At 72.4% G+C, this 15,790-nt stretch carries 15 protein-coding genes; 12 read left to right on the forward strand and 3 right to left on the reverse strand.

All coding sequences use genetic code 11. The annotated features are described in order from the left end of the window. The first annotated feature begins 26 nt into the window (after positions 1-26). On the forward strand, positions 27-2,759 hold the full coding sequence (gene aceE, locus ACPU2J_RS11020; RefSeq protein WP_423833170.1) for a pyruvate dehydrogenase (acetyl-transferring), homodimeric type: 2,733 nt from the start codon (positions 27-29) through the stop codon (positions 2,757-2,759). A gap of 91 nt (positions 2,760-2,850) precedes the next feature. Beyond that, positions 2,851-3,642, forward strand: a complete 792-nt coding sequence (locus ACPU2J_RS11025) for a potassium channel family protein (RefSeq protein WP_420080886.1) — start codon at positions 2,851-2,853, stop codon at positions 3,640-3,642. On the opposite strand, the gene ACPU2J_RS11030 is transcribed toward ACPU2J_RS11025, so the two are convergent. Next, the gene (locus ACPU2J_RS11030; protein WP_420082444.1) at positions 3,623-4,033 is read right to left on the reverse strand and encodes a peptidase inhibitor family I36 protein; all 411 of its coding nucleotides are present in this window, start codon (positions 4,031-4,033) and stop codon (positions 3,623-3,625) included. The genes ACPU2J_RS11025 and ACPU2J_RS11030 overlap by 20 nt on opposite strands. Positions 4,034-4,493: 460 nt before the next feature. On the opposite strand from ACPU2J_RS11030, the gene ACPU2J_RS11035 reads away from it, so the two are divergent. From ACPU2J_RS11035 to ACPU2J_RS11050, 4 genes are all read left to right on the forward strand, one after another. Next, the gene (locus tag ACPU2J_RS11035) at positions 4,494-5,165 is read left to right on the forward strand and encodes a TetR family transcriptional regulator (protein ID WP_423833171.1); all 672 of its coding nucleotides are present in this window, start codon (positions 4,494-4,496) and stop codon (positions 5,163-5,165) included. Positions 5,166-5,376: 211 nt separating this feature from the next. Continuing rightward, on the forward strand, positions 5,377-6,516 hold the full coding sequence (locus ACPU2J_RS11040) for an alpha/beta hydrolase (RefSeq protein ID WP_423834951.1): 1,140 nt from the start codon (positions 5,377-5,379) through the stop codon (positions 6,514-6,516). A 75-nt stretch (positions 6,517-6,591) separates the two neighbouring features. Next, positions 6,592-7,437, forward strand: a complete 846-nt coding sequence (locus ACPU2J_RS11045) for a DUF4429 domain-containing protein (RefSeq protein WP_420080884.1) — start codon at positions 6,592-6,594, stop codon at positions 7,435-7,437. A 130-nt stretch (positions 7,438-7,567) separates the two neighbouring features. Next, positions 7,568-8,386, forward strand: coding sequence for a serine hydrolase domain-containing protein (locus ACPU2J_RS11050; protein ID WP_420082442.1), 819 nt, complete (start codon positions 7,568-7,570; stop codon positions 8,384-8,386). Between the two features lie 9 nt (positions 8,387-8,395). Here the strand turns inward: ACPU2J_RS11050 and ACPU2J_RS11055 are convergent, their stop codons facing one another. Continuing rightward, entirely contained in the window at positions 8,396-9,052 is a 657-nt protein-coding gene (locus tag ACPU2J_RS11055) for a pirin family protein (protein ID WP_420080883.1), read from the reverse strand. An 81-nt stretch (positions 9,053-9,133) separates the two neighbouring features. Here ACPU2J_RS11055 and ACPU2J_RS11060 point away from each other — a divergent pair, with 81 nt between their 5' ends. The 5 genes from ACPU2J_RS11060 to fabF all read left to right on the forward strand — a co-directional run bounded on the left by ACPU2J_RS11060 (position 9,134) and on the right by fabF (position 14,033). Next, on the forward strand, positions 9,134-10,351 hold the full coding sequence (locus ACPU2J_RS11060) for a PucR family transcriptional regulator (RefSeq protein WP_361594525.1): 1,218 nt from the start codon (positions 9,134-9,136) through the stop codon (positions 10,349-10,351). Positions 10,352-10,440: 89 nt separating this feature from the next. Then, the gene (locus ACPU2J_RS11065) at positions 10,441-11,358 is read left to right on the forward strand and encodes an ACP S-malonyltransferase (protein ID WP_361594527.1); all 918 of its coding nucleotides are present in this window, start codon (positions 10,441-10,443) and stop codon (positions 11,356-11,358) included. Between the two features lie 19 nt (positions 11,359-11,377). Beyond that, positions 11,378-12,382 carry a ketoacyl-ACP synthase III gene (locus ACPU2J_RS11070; RefSeq protein WP_361594529.1) on the forward strand — a complete coding sequence of 335 codons (1,005 nt, stop codon included), beginning with the start codon at positions 11,378-11,380 and terminating at the stop codon, positions 12,380-12,382. A gap of 57 nt (positions 12,383-12,439) precedes the next feature. Beyond that, positions 12,440-12,688: an acyl carrier protein gene (locus ACPU2J_RS11075; RefSeq protein WP_125816520.1), complete on the forward strand. Its 249-nt coding sequence runs from the start codon at positions 12,440-12,442 to the stop codon at positions 12,686-12,688. 79 nt (positions 12,689-12,767) lie between these two features. Next, positions 12,768-14,033 (forward strand): beta-ketoacyl-ACP synthase II, encoded by a 1,266-nt coding sequence (gene fabF, locus ACPU2J_RS11080; protein WP_361594531.1) that lies wholly within the window; start codon positions 12,768-12,770, stop codon positions 14,031-14,033. 100 nt (positions 14,034-14,133) lie between these two features. On the opposite strand, the gene ACPU2J_RS11085 is transcribed toward fabF, so the two are convergent. Further along, positions 14,134-14,628: a DUF3145 domain-containing protein gene (locus ACPU2J_RS11085; protein ID WP_420080882.1), complete on the reverse strand. Its 495-nt coding sequence runs from the start codon at positions 14,626-14,628 to the stop codon at positions 14,134-14,136. Positions 14,629-14,876: 248 nt separating this feature from the next. On the opposite strand from ACPU2J_RS11085, the gene ACPU2J_RS11090 reads away from it, so the two are divergent. Continuing rightward, on the forward strand, positions 14,877-15,773 hold the full coding sequence (locus tag ACPU2J_RS11090) for an SGNH/GDSL hydrolase family protein (RefSeq protein ID WP_420080881.1): 897 nt from the start codon (positions 14,877-14,879) through the stop codon (positions 15,771-15,773). Positions 15,774-15,790: the final 17 nt, after the last annotated feature.

The raw sequence follows: 15,790 nt of genomic DNA on the forward strand, positions 1-15,790 counted from the left end.
GACTCCCCCGACAGCGAAGGAACAGCGTGGCTTCCGCATCCGATCGCAATCCGATCATCATTGGCGGCCTCCCGAGTCAGGTCCCGGACTTCGATCCGGAGGAGACCCAGGAGTGGCTCGACTCCCTGGACGCAGCGGTCGACGAGCGGGGCCGTGAACGCGCCCGCTACCTCATGCTGCGGCTCATCGAGCGGGCCCGCGAGAAGCGTGTGGCCGTGCCCGAGATGCGCAGCACGGACTACGTCAACACGATCGCCACCCGGGACGAGCCGTTCTTCCCGGGCAACGAGGAGATCGAGCGCAAGGTCCTCAACGCCACGCGCTGGAACGCGGCCGTCATGGTCTCGCGCGCCCAGCGCCCCGGCATCGGCGTCGGCGGCCACATCGCCACGTTCGCCTCCTCGGCCTCCCTGTACGACGTGGGCTTCAACCACTTCTTCCGCGGCAAGGACGAGGGGGACGGCGGCGACCAGATCTTCTTCCAGGGCCACGCCTCGCCGGGCATCTACGCCCGCGCCTACCTCCTGGACCGGCTCAGCGAGCAGCAGCTCGACGCCTTCCGGCAGGAGAAGTCCAAGGCGCCGTACGGCCTTTCCAGCTATCCGCACCCGCGGCTGATGCCGGACTTCTGGGAGTTCCCGACCGTCTCCATGGGTCTCGGCCCGCTCGGTGCGATCTACCAGGCCCGGATGAACCGGTACATGGAGGCGCGCGGGATCGCGGACACCTCCAAGTCCCACGTTTGGGCGTATCTCGGCGACGGCGAGATGGACGAGCCCGAGTCCCTCGGCCAGCTGTCGCTGGCGGCGCGCGAGGGCCTGGACAACCTCACCTTCGTGGTGAACTGCAACCTCCAGCGCCTCGACGGCCCGGTCCGCGGCAACGGCAAGATCATCCAGGAACTGGAGTCGCAGTTCCGCGGCGCCGGCTGGAACGTCATCAAGCTGATCTGGGACCGCTCCTGGGACCCGCTGCTGGCCCAGGACCGCGACGGCATCCTGGTCAACAAGATGAACTCCACCCCGGACGGGCAGTTCCAGACGTACGCCACCGAGACGGGCGGCTACATCCGGGACCACTTCTTCGGCGACGACCAGCGGCTGCGCGCGATGGTCGAGAACATGACCGACGACCAGATCCTGCACCTGGGACGCGGCGGCCACGACCACAAGAAGATCTACGCGGCGTACGCGGCGGCCAAGGCCCACAAGGGCCAGCCGACCGTGATCCTCGCGAAGACGATCAAGGGCTGGACCCTCGGCCCGAACTTCGAGGGCCGCAACGCCACGCACCAGATGAAGAAGCTGACGGTCGACGACCTCAAGCGCTTCCGCGACCGCCTGCACATCCCGATCACCGACCAGCAGCTGGAGGGCGGCGCGCCGCCGTACTACCACCCCGGCCGCAACTCGCCGGAGATCCAGTACATGCACGACCAGCGCAGCGCGCACGGCGGCTACGTGCCGACCCGCGTGGTGCGCGCCAAGCCGCTGGAGCTGCCGGGCGACGCCACGTACGCGGCCGCCAAGAAGGGCTCCGGTCAGCAGTCGATCGCCACCACGATGGCCTTCGTCCGCATCCTGAAGGACCTGATGCGGGACAAGGAGATCGGCAAGCGCTTCGTGCTGATCGCGCCCGACGAGTACCGCACCTTCGGCATGGACGCCTTCTTCCCGAGCGCCAAGATCTACAACCCGCTGGGCCAGCAGTACGAGGCGGTCGACCGCGACCTGCTGCTCGCGTACAAGGAGTCCCCGACCGGCCAGATGCTGCACGACGGCATCTCGGAGGCGGGCTGCACGGCCTCGCTGATCGCCGCCGGCTCGGCGTACGCCACGCACGGCGAGCCGCTGATCCCCGTGTACGTCTTCTACTCGATGTTCGGTTTCCAGCGCACGGGTGACCAGTTCTGGCAGATGGCCGACCAGCTGGCGCGCGGTTTCGTCCTGGGCGCGACCGCCGGCCGGACCACCCTGACGGGTGAGGGCCTCCAGCACGCCGACGGCCACTCGCAGCTGCTGGCCTCGACGAACCCGGGCTGTGTCGCGTACGACCCGGCCTACGGCTACGAGATCGCGCACATCGTCAAGGACGGTCTGCGGCGGATGTACGGCCCCGAGGCCGAGGACGTCTTCTACTACCTGACCGTCTACAACGAGCCGATCCAGCACCCGGCCGAGCCGGCGGACGTCGACGTGGAGGGCATCCTCCAGGGCATCCACCGGGTCGCGCAGGGCACCGCGGGCAGCATCCCCGCGCAGCTGATGGCCTCCGGCGTCGCCGTGCCGTGGGCCCTGGAGGCGCAGCGGATCCTCGCCGAGGAGTGGAACGTCCGCGCGGACGTCTGGTCGGCGACCTCCTGGAACGAGCTGCGGCGCGAGGCCGTCGCGGTGGAGGAGCACAACCTGCTCCACCCGGAGGAGGAGCAGCGCGTCCCGTACGTGACGCGGAAGCTGTCCGGTGCCGAGGGGCCCTTCGTGGCGGTCTCGGACTGGATGAGGTCCGTGCCGGACCAGATCGCGCGCTGGATCCCCGGCGCGTACACCTCGCTGGGCGCGGACGGCTTCGGCTTCGCGGACACGCGCGGCGCGGCCCGGCGCTTCTTCCACATCGACGCGCAGTCGGTGGTCCTGGCCACGCTCACCGAGCTCGCCAAGGCAGGGAAGATCGACCGTTCGGTGCTGAAGCAGGCGATCGACCGGTACCAGCTGCTGGACGTGGCGGCGGCGGACCCGGGCGCCGCGGGCGGCGACGCCTGACGTCCGGCGGACACCGACGCACGACCTCGGGCGGCGGGCCCGGCTCCGGCCGGGCCCGTCCCCCTTTTGCGCGTTCCCTACGATGCTCCGCATGAAAGAACCCTCCCGCCGGCTGCTCTGGGAGCGGCGGAGCCAGACCCCGCTGCTCCTGCTCGCCGTGGCCTTCGCCGTCGCGTACGCCGTCCCGATCGTCGCCCCGGACGCGAGCGAACGGGTCCACGGGGCCTGCACCTATGTGGAGTGGGCGGTGTGGGGGGCCTTCGCCCTCGACTACCTGGTGCGGCTGGGCCTCACGACCGACCGCCGGCACTTCGTGCGCACCCACTGGCTGGACCTGGCCGCGGTGGTCCTGCCGCTCGTGCAGCCGCTGAGGCTGCTGCGCCTGGTCGCGACGCTGATGCTGGTGGGGCGACGGGCCCGGATGGCCCCGCAGATCCAGCTGACGACGTACGTGGCGGGCTCCGTCGTCGGACTGCTGATGTTCGGGTCGCTGGCCGTGCTGAGCGTGGAGCGCGACGCACCCGAGGGGAACATCAAGAACCTCGGCGACGCCGTGTGGTGGTCCTTCACCACGATGACGACGGTCGGCTACGGCGACCACTCGCCCACCACCGGTCTCGGCCGGGTGCTGGCGGTCGGCCTGATGCTGTCCGGGATCGCCCTGCTCGGTGTGGTGACCGCCAACATCGCCGCCTGGTTCATCGCCCGCTTCGAGCGCGACGACCAGGCCGAGCGGCTCCAGCTGGCCGCCATCCGGGAACTGCAGGCGGAGGTGCGGGCGCTGCGCGGCGAGGTCGCCCGGCTGGGCGGTGCGGCGGACGGAGTGCCGTCCGCCGGGCCGGGCGCCCCCGCGCCGCGGGAGGCTACCGCTCCCACACCTTGAACGCCCTGACCTGGTACGGCGACTCGGGCAGCCAGACCCCGTCGCCGGGATAGGTCTGGAACTCGCCGGTCTCCGCGCACTCTGCCGACTGGTAGGTGGTGACGGGCCGTCCGGTGCGGTTGGTGAGGGACTGGGCGCTGGTCCCGGCGGGCAGCGCGGTGCAGCTGTTGATGTCCAGGGTGCTGAGCTCGTGGGTCTGGCGGGCCCCCTTGAAGTCCGGTTTCGCCCACAGGCACAGCTGCCCGGTCGCGCAGGAGCCGAGGGCCGGCGGGCCCGCGGCCCGTGCCGTGGCCGCCGTACCGGGGAGCAGTGCGGTCAGGGCCAGGACGGTCGCGGCCAGGATGGTGCTGACGCGGGTGGTGGTGACACGGGTGCCGGCGGCGCGCGGCATACCGACGCGGGTGGTGCCGACGCGGGTGGTGCCGACGGAGTTGGTGCCGGGGCGGGAGGTTGTACACGTACGCATGACGGATCGGCTCCTTGCTGACGGCGGGCTGCCGGACCTGTTCCGGTGCTCCGCCGACACCACGCTGACCTGCGGCGACGGGTGGGCGGAAGGGGTCGGGGGCGGGTCCACCCGGATAGGCGACAGCTCCGCGGGAACCGTCCGGCGGGCCTTCCCTCCGTACGGAGTTGACGCTTCCGGCGGCCGCCGCGCCGGGCCCGGCCCGCCCCCGCAGCGGTGTCCGCGCCATCCGCCGCCGACCCGAACGTGTCATGCGGGACCCTCCGCGCGCGCGGGTCCGGCCACCGCGGCGGCACCTCGCAAACGGCTCAACGGACCGGCCGCCGGGCCAGTGGTCACGGGTACGCTGACCGCCCACTCGGCGTCAGAGAGGAGCCCAGCGGTGATGACCGACGAGCGGTCCGCGCCGGCCGCGCCGGTGGCCGGACTGCGCGAGCGCAGGAAGCGGCGCACCCGGAACGCCCTGCTGCGCGCCGCGCTCGCGCTCTTCGTCGCACGGGGGTACGAACGCACCACCGTCGACGAGATCACCGAGGCGGTGGCCGTGTCCCAGCGCACCTTCTTCCGCTACTTCGCCAACAAGGAGGAGGTCGTCTTCGCCGTCCAGGATTTGGTGGAGTCGCACTTCGTCGCGGAGCTGCGCGCCCGGCCGGCGGCCGAGGGCCCGCTCGAAGCGCTGCGGGGCGCGGTGCTCGCCGCCTGGGACACCGTCGACGAGGCGCTCGGCGAGGTGGTCCCGGTCGACCTCTACGTGCGCAGCTACCGGCTGATCGAGTCCACCCCCGCCCTGCTGGCGGTGCACCTGCGCCGGTCGACCGGGCTGGAGGAACGGATCGCCCGGCTGATCGCCGAGCGGGAGGGCCTGGACGTGGAGGCGGACCCCCGGCCCCGGGTGGCCGTCGCCGCCTTCTTCGGCGTGATGCGCGTCACGGGCAGGCTCTGGGGGCGGGGCGAGGACACCGGCGTGGAGGGGTTGCGCAGGCTGACGGACAGTTACCTCGACCGGATCGGCCCCGCTCTCGCGGGGAGCTGGCGCCCCGTCGGCTCCGCCTGCTGACCTTCCGGACCCGGGAGGGCGTGTGCGCCGCCTCGCCCACGGGGGTCCCACGGTCGGGCGTGAACCCCGTCACCCGGCGCGCCACAGGACGAATCGCTCTCCTACGCTGGTCCCAGTGAATCTGCCCGGCCTCGCCCACCCCACCGCCTCCGGCGCCGACGTGCGCCCTGCCGTCCTGCGCACCCTGCTCGCGCTGGCGGTCGTCTTCGTGATGCTGGCGACGACCGGCTGGACTGCCGTGCACCGGCCCGAGGGGGGCACCCCGATGCGGCTCGCCGCTCTGCAGGCGTGGGCCAAGGCCCGGATCGACGGCCGTCCGCTGCCCGCCGCCGACGCCCCCGTACGGACCGTGGCGCGCTTCTTCGCGGGCCTCGACGGCTCCCAGCGGGCCCGGATCGCGGAGGACCACCCCCTCGTCGTCGGGAACCTCGACGGAGCCCCGGCGGCGGTCCGTTACCGGGCCAACCGGCGCGGCCTGGAGCAGGCCCGCCTGGTCGAGGAGGCCCGCAGCCGCGACGTGGCCCTGACCCCGGCCGACCGGGCCGAGGCCACCCGGCGCTCCCACCGCTTCGCCTCGCTCGCCGAGCCGGGCCGGCAGATCCTCGTCTTCGACCCCACCGGCGGCGGCCTGGTCGCCGAGGTCCTCGGCGACCTCGACCGCGCCGACCGGGTGTCGGTGGTCGTCCCGGGCGTGGACACCGACCTGATCACCTTCGAGCGCACCCAGCGCCGCCTGACCTCGCCGGTGGGCATGGCCGAGTCCCTCTACGCGGCCGAGCGGTCGGCCGCGCCGGACAGCCGTACGGCGGTCATCGCCTGGGCCGGCTACGTCGCGCCCACCGGGGTGGGCATGGACGCCGCCACCGGCCGGATGGCCTTCGACGGCGCGGTCCGGCTGCGGTCGCTGACCCTGGCGCTGCCCGGGGACTCCCGCGTGGCGCTGTTCTGCCACAGCTACGGGTCGGTGGTGTGCGGGGTCGCCGCGCGCGACCTGCCCGACCGGGTGACGGACGTGGCGGTGGCGGGCAGTCCCGGCATGCGGGCCTCGAACGTCGCGGGCCTGCACACCACGGCGCGGGTCTGGGCGACGCGGGACGAGGGCGACTGGATCGCCGACGTGCCGCACCTGGAGGTCGGCGGTGTGGGGCACGGCGCCGACCCGGTGTCCCCGGACTTCGGCGCACGGCTGCTGTCCTCGGCCCGGGCGCGGAGCCACACCGGCTATTTCGCGCCAGGCACGGATTCGCTGGACAACTTCGCCAAGATCGGAACCGGTACGTTCGGTTCCGTTGTGTGCGCGACCGGCGACGACGCCTGCCGGCGCGGAATTTCCGGGGCAGAACGGGACTGACGCGCGTAGAGGTGCGTGAATCGGCCACGGCATCGAGGGGGACGCACGGGGGTGGCTCCCTTTACGATGTGGCGCATGGGTGACGTACTGGCCGGAAACCATGCCGTCTGGGAGTTCGACTCGGACTCGGTGCTCATCCGCTTCGCACGGGGGATGCGAACGCCGAGGCTGTTTCACGCGCTGGGCTCGCGCAGGATTCCCTTCGAAGCGGTGTCGAACGTGACCGTGACCGCGGGCAAGCGGGACACGGTGGTCCTGCGTGCCCTCCCGCGGCCGGGAGCCGATCCGCTGATGGACGCCGCGGCCGGGCAGCTGAAGGAGACCTGCGACCCCTACCGCCTGGTACTGCCGGGCGACCGGGCGGCGCTGGCAGACGCTTTCGCCGGGGAGATACGGTCCCGGCTCGCGCCGGACGCCGACGAACCGACGTCGCGCTTCCTCGTCGACGCGCCGCAGCCCCCGCTCCAGCTCAAGGCCTACGACGCGCGCATCGCCTTCGACGGCTCGACGGTCAGCTTCCACTGGTCGCGCACGGGAGCCACCGGCACCAAGTGGAAGGCCGGCGACCAGCACTACCCGCTCACCGCGCTGTCCGGGCTCGCCTGGAGCTCGCCGGAGGGCCCCGGCGGACACCTGCGGCTGCTGCTGCGTGAGACCGGCCACACCGCGGCCGACCCGCGGCCGGACCACGACCTGGCCGCCGCGGTCTTCGGCACCGGCTACGGGGCCGTGCACGAGTCCCTGCCCTTCGCCGCCGCCCTCCTCGCCGCCCTGCGCAGCCGCACCCCCGTCGGCGCCGCGGCCCGGGCGCACGCCGGTGACGACCGGCTGCGCCACCTCAGCGAGCTGCACACCGCCGGGCTGCTCACCGACGGGGAGTACGCGGCGCTGCGCGACCGGTTCGCCGCCGAACCGCTGTAGCGCGGCCCGCCGCACACCGCCCGCCCGCCGCGGACCGTCCGCACCCCGCACCGGGTCCGGGCCGTAATCCTCGAGCGCACTCCCAGCAAGTAGGCTCGGCCGCATGGAGAGCATGGAGGCCGTGAGCGGCATGGAAAGCCTGCGGATCGTCGAGACCTGGCCGGTGGCGACCGTCGCGGTCGCCGTGGTGCGTGCCGACGGCAGCACCGCCGGCACGCACGGGCCCCTCGACCACCGCTTCGCGCTGGCGTCGGTCACCAAGCCGCTCGCCGCGTACGCCGCCCTCGTCGCGTACGAGGAGGGGGCGATAGAGCTGGACGAACCGGCCGGCCCCGAGGGGTCGACGGTCCGTCACCTGCTCGCGCACACCAGCGGACTGGCCTTCGACGAGCACCGCGCCATGGCCGCGCCCGGGACCCGCCGCCTGTACTCGAACGCCGGCTTCGAGGTGCTCGGCGACCACATCGCCAAGGCCACCGGCATCCCCTTCGCGGAGTACCTGCACCAGGCGGTGTTCGAGCCGCTCGGCATGACCTCGTCGGCCCTGGACGGCTCGCCCGCCAAGGACGGCGTCTCCACCGCGGCCGACCTGATGCGCTTCGCCGCCGAGCTGCAGGCACCCCGGCTGCTCGACGTCCGCACCGTCGCCGAGGCCACCTCCGTGGTCCACCCCGGCCTCAAGGGCGTCCTGCCGGGCTACGGCAGCCAGTCGCCCAACGACTGGGGGCTCGGCCTGGAGATCCGCGGCGGCAAGTCCCCTCACTGGACGGGCCTGACCTCCTCCGCGCGCACCTTCGGCCACTTCGGGCAGGCCGGCACCTTCCTGTGGGTGGACCCGGACGCGCGGGCCGCCTGCGTGGCCCTCGCCGACCGCCCGTTCGGCCCGTGGGCCGTGGAGGCGTGGACCCCGTTCACCGACGCGGTGCTCGCGGAGCTGTCCGCGCGCTGAGCCCGGCCGCTATCCGGGGAGTTCCCAGATCAGCAGCTCCCCCGGGGACCCGGCGGTGACCTCCAGGTCCTTCTCCGCGGTGATCCGCGCGGAGTCCCCCGGGCCGAGCTCCTCGCCGTCCAGGCGCAGGTCGCCGTGGACCACGTGCAGGTACACGCGCTCCGCCGCGGGCACGGGGACCCGCTCGCCCGCGCCGGGCCGCCGCACGTGCAGGACGGCCCCGGCGGCGGGGACCTCGTAGGGCGTGCCGTCGGGCAGCGCGCGCACCACCTCGTACGAGGGCTCCCCGCCGGCGGCGAGCGGCGCGAGCCACATCTGCACGAAGCGCAGCCGCCGGTCGCCGTCGTTGCGCTCCACGTGCCGGGCGCCGGATCCGGCGCTCAGCCGTTGGACGTCACCGGGCCGTACGGTGCTCCGCTCGCCGGTGCTGTCCTGATGGGTGAGCTCGCCCTCGACCACCCAGGTGACGATCTCGGTGTGGCTGTGCGGGTGCTCGTCGAAGCCGGCACCCGCGGCGAGGGTCTCCTCGTTGCAGGCGAGGACCGGGCCGAAGCGCAGGTTGTCGGGGTCGTAGAAGGACCCGAAGGAGAAGGCGTGCCGGGTGGCGATCCCGGCCGCCGGGTCCCCTCCCTCGTACCGGTCTGCGCCGCGGCGAACATCAATCATGAGGGCCACGGTAGCCCCCGGGACGGGGCCGGGCGCGGGACCGGACTCCGCGCGGGCTTCCCGATAAGGCAGTCTTGTCCCGTGCCCCAACCCGAACGTGAGCATTCGCCCGCCACACACTCCGCGCATCCCGCTCCCGCGCATCCGCACTCCGCGACGCTGCGCCGCCTGGAGAAGTCCTCCGGCCGGCTCGCCGCCAACGCGATCGCGCGCATGGACGAGACCCTGCCGTGGTACCGGGCGATGCCCCCGGAGAACCGGTCCTGGATCGGCCTGGTCGCCCAGGCCGGCATCGCCGCGTTCACGGAGTGGTTCCGGCATCCGGAGACCCCCCAGGCGATCTCCACCGACGTGTTCGGGACGGCTCCGCGGGAGCTGACCCGGGCGATCACGCTGCGCCAGACCGTCGAGATGGTCCGCACCACGATCGAGGTCATGGAGGCCGCGATCGAGGAGGTGGCGGCCCCGGGGGACGAGTCGATCCTGCGCGAGGCGCTGCTGGTGTACGCCCGGGAGATCGCGTTCGCGACCGCCCAGGTGTACGCGCAGGCCGCCGAGGCGCGCGGGGCGTGGGACGCCCGGCTGGAGTCCCTGGTCGTCAACGCGGTGCTGTCGGGCGAGGCCGACGAGGGCGCCCTGTCGCGGGCGGCGGCGCTGGGCTGGAACTCCCCGGAGCACGTGTGCGTGGTGCTCGGCACGGCGCCGGAGGGTGACAGCGAGCTGACGGTGGAGGCGATCCGGCGTGCGGCCCGCCACCACAAGCTGCAGGTGCTGACGGGCGTGCTCGGCGACCGCCTCGTGGTCATCGCGGGCGGCAGCGACAACCCGGTGCAGGTGGCGAAGTCGCTGATCGGCCCCTTCGCGGCGGGCCCGGTGGTGGCCGGACCGGTCGTCTCGGACCTGCTGAACGCGACGAAGTCGGCGCAGGCCGCGGCCGCCGGGCTGAAGGCCTGCACCGCCTGGCAGGACGCGCCCCGGCCCGTCCTCGCGGACGATCTCCTGCCGGAGCGCGCGATCGCCTCCGATCCCGCTGCCAGGGAACAGCTGGTGGAGGAGATCTACAGACCGCTGGAGGAGGCGGGGTCGGCGCTGCTGGAGACCCTGAGCGTCTACCTCGAGCAGGCGAGCAGCCTCGAAGGGGCCGCCCGGATGCTGTTCGTGCACCCCAACACGGTGCGCTACCGGCTGCGACGTGTGACCGACGTCACCGGCTGGTCACCCTCCGATGTCCGCTCGGCGTTCACGCTGCGGATCGCCCTGATTCTGGGGCGCTTGGCCGACGGCGATCAACAGCCCTAGGCTTTTGTTGGACGTCAACAATTACCCCGACGGTTCTTGGTCCCTGTCCCCACGGGCGGCAGGGACCCTCCACAAGAGAGAGTGTGAGGGTGCTCGTACTCGTCGCTCCCGGCCAAGGCGCTCAGACGCCCGGCTTCCTGACTCCCTGGCTGGACCTCCCCGGTGCCGCCGACCGCGTGAACGCGTGGTCGGACGCCATCGGGCTGGACCTCGCCCACTACGGCACGAACGCCGATGCCGATGAGATCCGCGACACCGCGGTGGCCCAGCCCCTGCTGGTCGCCGCGGGTCTGCTGTCCGCCTCCGCGCTGGGTTCGCCCGCGGTCTTCGGGGCCGTGGCGGGCCACAGCGTCGGCGAGATCACCGCGGCCGCCGTCGCCGGTGTGCTGTCCGAGCAGGACGCGCTGTCCTTCGTCCGGACCCGCGGGCTCGGCATGGCCGAGGCCGCCGCGGTCACGGAGACCGGCATGGCCGCGGTGCTCGGCGGCGACCCCGCCGTGGTCGTGGCGCACCTGGAGAAGCTCGGCCTGACCCCGGCCAACATCAACGGCGCGGGCCAGATCGTCGCCGCCGGCACCATGGAGCAGATCGCGGCCCTGGAGGCCGACAAGCCCGAGGGCTCCATGAAGGTCGTCGCCCTCAAGGTCGCGGGCGCCTTCCACACGCACCACATGGCCCCCGCGGTCGCCACGCTGGAGAAGGCCGCCGAGGCCCTCTCCCCGGCGGACCCGGCCCTGAAGTACGTCTCGAACAAGGACGGCCTCGTCGTCGCCACGGGTGCCGACGTCGTCGCCCGCCTGGTCGGCCAGGTCGCGAACCCGGTCCGCTGGGACCTGTGCATGGAGACGTTCGCCGAGCTGGGTGTCACGGGGATCATCGAGCTGTCCCCCGGCGGCACCCTGACGGGTCTGGCCAAGCGCGCGCTGAAGGGCGTACCGAGCGTGGCGCTGAAGACCCCGGACGATCTCGACAAGGCCGCGGCGCTCGTCGCCGAACTGACGGCCTGAGAGAAGGAGCCCAGACAGCATGTCCAAGATCAAGCCGGCCAAGGGCTCCCCCTACGCCCGCATCCTCGGCGTCGGCGGCTACCGTCCGACCCGCGTGGTGCCCAACGAGGTCATCCTCGAGACCATCGACTCGTCCGACGAGTGGATCCGTTCCCGTTCGGGCATCGCGACCCGGCACTGGGCCTCGCCCGAGGAGACCGTCGCCGCGATGTCGGTGGAGGCCTCGGGGAAGGCACTGGCCGACGCGGGTGTCGCCCCCGAGCAGATCGGTGCGGTGATCGTCTCGACGGTCTCGCACTTCAAGCAGACCCCGGCCGTCGCGACCGAGATCGCGCACCGGATCGGCGCGGTCAAGCCCGCCGCCTTCGACATCTCGGCCGGCTGCGCCGGGTTCGGCTACGGCCTGACCCTGGCCAAGGGCATGGTCGTCGAGGGCTCCGCGGAGTACGTCCTCGTCATCGGCGTGGAGCGGCTCTCGGACCTCACCGACCTGGAGGACCGCGCGACGGCCTTCCTGTTCGGCGACGGTGCCGGTGCCGTGGTCGTCGGTCCTTCGGACGAAGCCGCCATCGGCCCCACCGTGTGGGGTTCCGAGGGCGACAAGTCCGAGACGATCAAGCAGACCGTGCCGTGGGACGAGTACCTCGGCAAGGACGCCGGGGAGAAGTTCCCGGCCATCACGCAGGAGGGTCAGGCGGTCTTCCGCTGGGCCGTCTTCGAGATGGCCAAGGTCGCCCAGCAGGCGCTCGACGCAGCCGGGATCACCGCGGACGACCTGGACGTCTTCATCCCGCACCAGGCGAACATGCGGATCATCGACTCGATGGTGAAGACTCTGAAGCTGCCGGAGCACGTCACGGTCGCCCGTGACGTGGAGACCACCGGCAACACCTCCGCCGCCTCGATCCCGCTCGCCATGGAGCGGCTCCTGGCGACCGGAGCGGCGAAGAGCGGCGACACCGCGCTCGTCATCGGCTTCGGGGCGGGACTCGTCTACGCCGCGACGGTCGTTACCCTCCCCTAGGACCGGGATCCGCATCCCGGTCCTGCATCACCCAGTTACCCAGAGAAGGAGCGCCACATGGCCGCCACGCAGGAAGAGATCGTCGAGGGCCTCGCCGAGATCGTCAACGAGATCGCGGGCATCCCGGTCGAGGACGTCGAGATCGACAAGTCCTTCACCGACGACCTGGACGTCGACTCCCTGTCCATGGTCGAGGTCGTCGTCGCCGCCGAAGAGCGCTTCGACGTCAAGATCCCGGACGAGGACGTCAAGAACCTCAAGACGGTCGGCGACGCCGCGGACTACATCCTGAAGCACCAGGCCTGAGCCTGACGAGCGTTTGTCGCCACCCGGCGGTGGCGCCGTGACAATTCAGCACCCTCTGAGACGTGGAGAAAGAATTCCTGTGAGCCCGACCAATCGCACCGTGGTCGTCACCGGTATCGGCGCAACCACTCCGCTTGGTGGCGACAGCGCTTCGACCTGGGAAGGTCTGCTCGCCGGCCGTTCCGGCGTGAAGCCCCTGGAGGGCGAGCGCTTCGCCGAACTCCCGGTCCGCATCGCCGCCCCGGTCGCCGTGGACCCGAGCGAGGTCCTGCCGCGCCCCCTGGCCCGCAAGCTCGACCGCTCGGCGCAGTTCGCCGTCGTCGCGGCGCGCGAGGCGTGGGCCGACGCCGGCTACACCGCCCCGGCGGGCGAGGACGAGTCCGTCGCCCCCGAGCGCCTGGGCACCGTGATCGCCTCCGGTATCGGTGGTGTCACCACGCTGCTCGACCAGTACGACGTACTGAAGGAAAAGGGTGTGCGCCGGGTCTCCCCGCACACCGTCCCCATGCTCATGCCGAACGGCCCGTCGGCCAACGTCGGCCTGGAGGTCAACGCCCGGGCGGGCGTGCACACTCCGGTCAGCGCCTGCGCGTCCGGCGCCGAGGCCATCGGCTACGCCGTCGAGATGATCCGCACCGGCCGTGCCGACGTGGTCGTCGCCGGCGGCACCGAGGCGGCGATCCACCCGCTGCCGATCGCCGCGTTCGCCAACATGATGGCGATGTCCAAGAACAACGAGAGCCCGGAGCAGGCCTCTCGTCCGTACGACAAGGCCCGTGACGGCTTCGTGCTGGGCGAGGGCGCGGGCGTCGTCGTCCTGGAGTCCGCCGAGCACGCCGCCAAGCGCGGCGCCCGGGTCTACTGCGAGGTGCTGGGCCAGGGCCTGTCGGCCGACAGCCACCACATCGCGCAGCCCGAGCCGACCGGCCGCGGTGTCGCCGCCGCCGTGCAGAACCTGCTCGACAACACGGGTCTCGACCCCGCCGAGCTGGTCCACGTCAACGCGCACGCCACGTCCACCCCGCAGGGTGACACGGCCGAGCTGAAGGCCCTGCGCAAGGTCCTGGGCGACGACCTCGACCACGTCGCGATCTCCGCGACCAAGTCGATGACCGGTCACCTCCTGGGCGGCGCGGGCGGCATCGAGACCGTCGCGACCGTGCTGGCGCTGTACCACCGGCTGGCCCCGCCGACGATCAACATCGAGGCGCTCGACGACGAGATCGACGCGGACATCGTCCAGGGCGAGCCGCGCAAGCTGCCGGCCGACGGCCCGATCTCCGCGATCAACAACTCCTTCGGATTCGGCGGCCACAACGTGACGCTCGCCTTCCGCAGCGTCTGATCCGGTCCGTTCCGGTCCGCGCGGCCATGTGAAGGGCCCCGCACGGCAGTCGCCGTGCGGGGCCCTTCCGCGTGCCGCGGTCCGTGTCCGGCACCCGGGGTCAGACGACCTGGTGGAGCCAGCGGACCGGTGCGCCCTCGCCGGCGTGGCGGAAGGGCTCCAGCTCGTCGTCCCAGGGCTTGCCGAGCAGTTTGGAGATCTCCTCCTCCAGCCCGGTCTCGCCGCGCGCGGAGCGGGCGAGCGCCGCGCGCAGCCGGTCCTCCGGGATCAGGATGTCGCCGTGCAGGCCGGTGACGGCGTGGAAGATGCCGAGCTCCGGGGTGGAGCTGTAGCGCTCCCCCTCGGCGTTCTGGCAGGGGTCCGCCGTCACCTCGAAGCGCAGCAGGTGCCAGCCGCGCAGTGCGGAGGCGAGTTTCGAGGCGGTACCCGCTTCGGCCTGCCAGGAGAACTCGGCTCTCCAGGTGCCCGGGGAGGCGGGCTGCCTGATCCAGTCGAGGTTCACCCGCACCCCGAGCACGCCCGCCACAGCCCATTCCACGTGCGGGCAGAGCGCGCGCGGTGCGGAATGCACGTACAGAACTCCACGTGTCGTCACCGGGACCTCCAGTGTGGGACGAGGTCGGGAATAAACTCCAGAAAACGGACAGTATGTGACGTGATGTAATGTAACGGAAATTTTTTGACATTGCTCTGCGGGACCTGCGGCCGAAACGCCACGGGAAAAAGCTACCGTGCGCCGGGGGTCCTGGTGTGACGTACGGTCGCTCCCAGACCGGTATACACAGAGCTTTCACTCAGCAGGACCCCCGCGGGACGCGGGGGCCACAAGGAGGGTTCCCCCCGATGCGCACCACCGCTCCACGCCGCCGCGCGCGCCGGATCCTCGCGGGCGCGGGCGGCGCGGCCGTGCTGCTGGCGGGGGTCCTGACGGGGTGTGACACGGGCGCGTCGCCCGACCGGGGCGAGCGCGGGGCGGAGTCCGGACCGCGGTGGAACACGGCGCCCGCCTCCATCGCCGCCGTGGGCGACTCCATCACCCGCGGCTTCGACGCCTGTTCGGTCCTCACCGACTGCCCGGAGGTCTCCTGGGCCACCGGGGACGACCCGGCCGTGCAGTCCCTCGCCACGCGGCTGCTGGGGGCCGCCGGAGCCCCCTCCCGCAGCTGGAACTACGCGGTGACGGGCTCCCGGATGTCGGACCTCCCGGCCCAGCTCGCGGGGGCCGCCGCGCACAAGCCCGACCTGGTCACGGTGATGGTGGGCTCGAACGACGCCTGCCGGCCCACGGCTTCCTCGATGACGCCGGTGGCGCAGTTCCGCAGCGACTTCGAGAAGGCCCTCGCGGACCTGCGGGCCGCGTCCCCCGCCTCCCAGGTGTACGTCTCCAGCGTGCCGGACCTGCAGCGGCTGTGGGAGCAGGGCAAGGACAGCCCCATGGTGCGCAGGATCTGGAGCCTGGGCATCTGCCAGTCGATGCTCGCCGATCCGCTGTCCGCGGCCACCGGAGCCACGGCGCGGCGCGAACAGGTGCGGGCGCGGGTGGTCGAGTACAACGAGGTGCTGCGCGAGGTCTGCGGGAAGGACGCCCTGTGCCGCTACGACGGCGGCGCGGTCTTCCAGTACCCCTTCGCGGTGGATCAGTTGAGCCGCTGGGACTGGTTCCATCCGGGCAAGGACGGGCAGGCGCGGCTGGCGGAACTGGCGCACCGCCAGGTGACGGCGGCCGAGCCGCCGCGTTGACGCACACCTGCGCGAAG

Source organism: Streptomyces manipurensis (assembly GCF_049570255.1).
GTDB lineage: Bacteria > Actinomycetota > Actinomycetes > Streptomycetales > Streptomycetaceae > Streptomyces > Streptomyces manipurensis.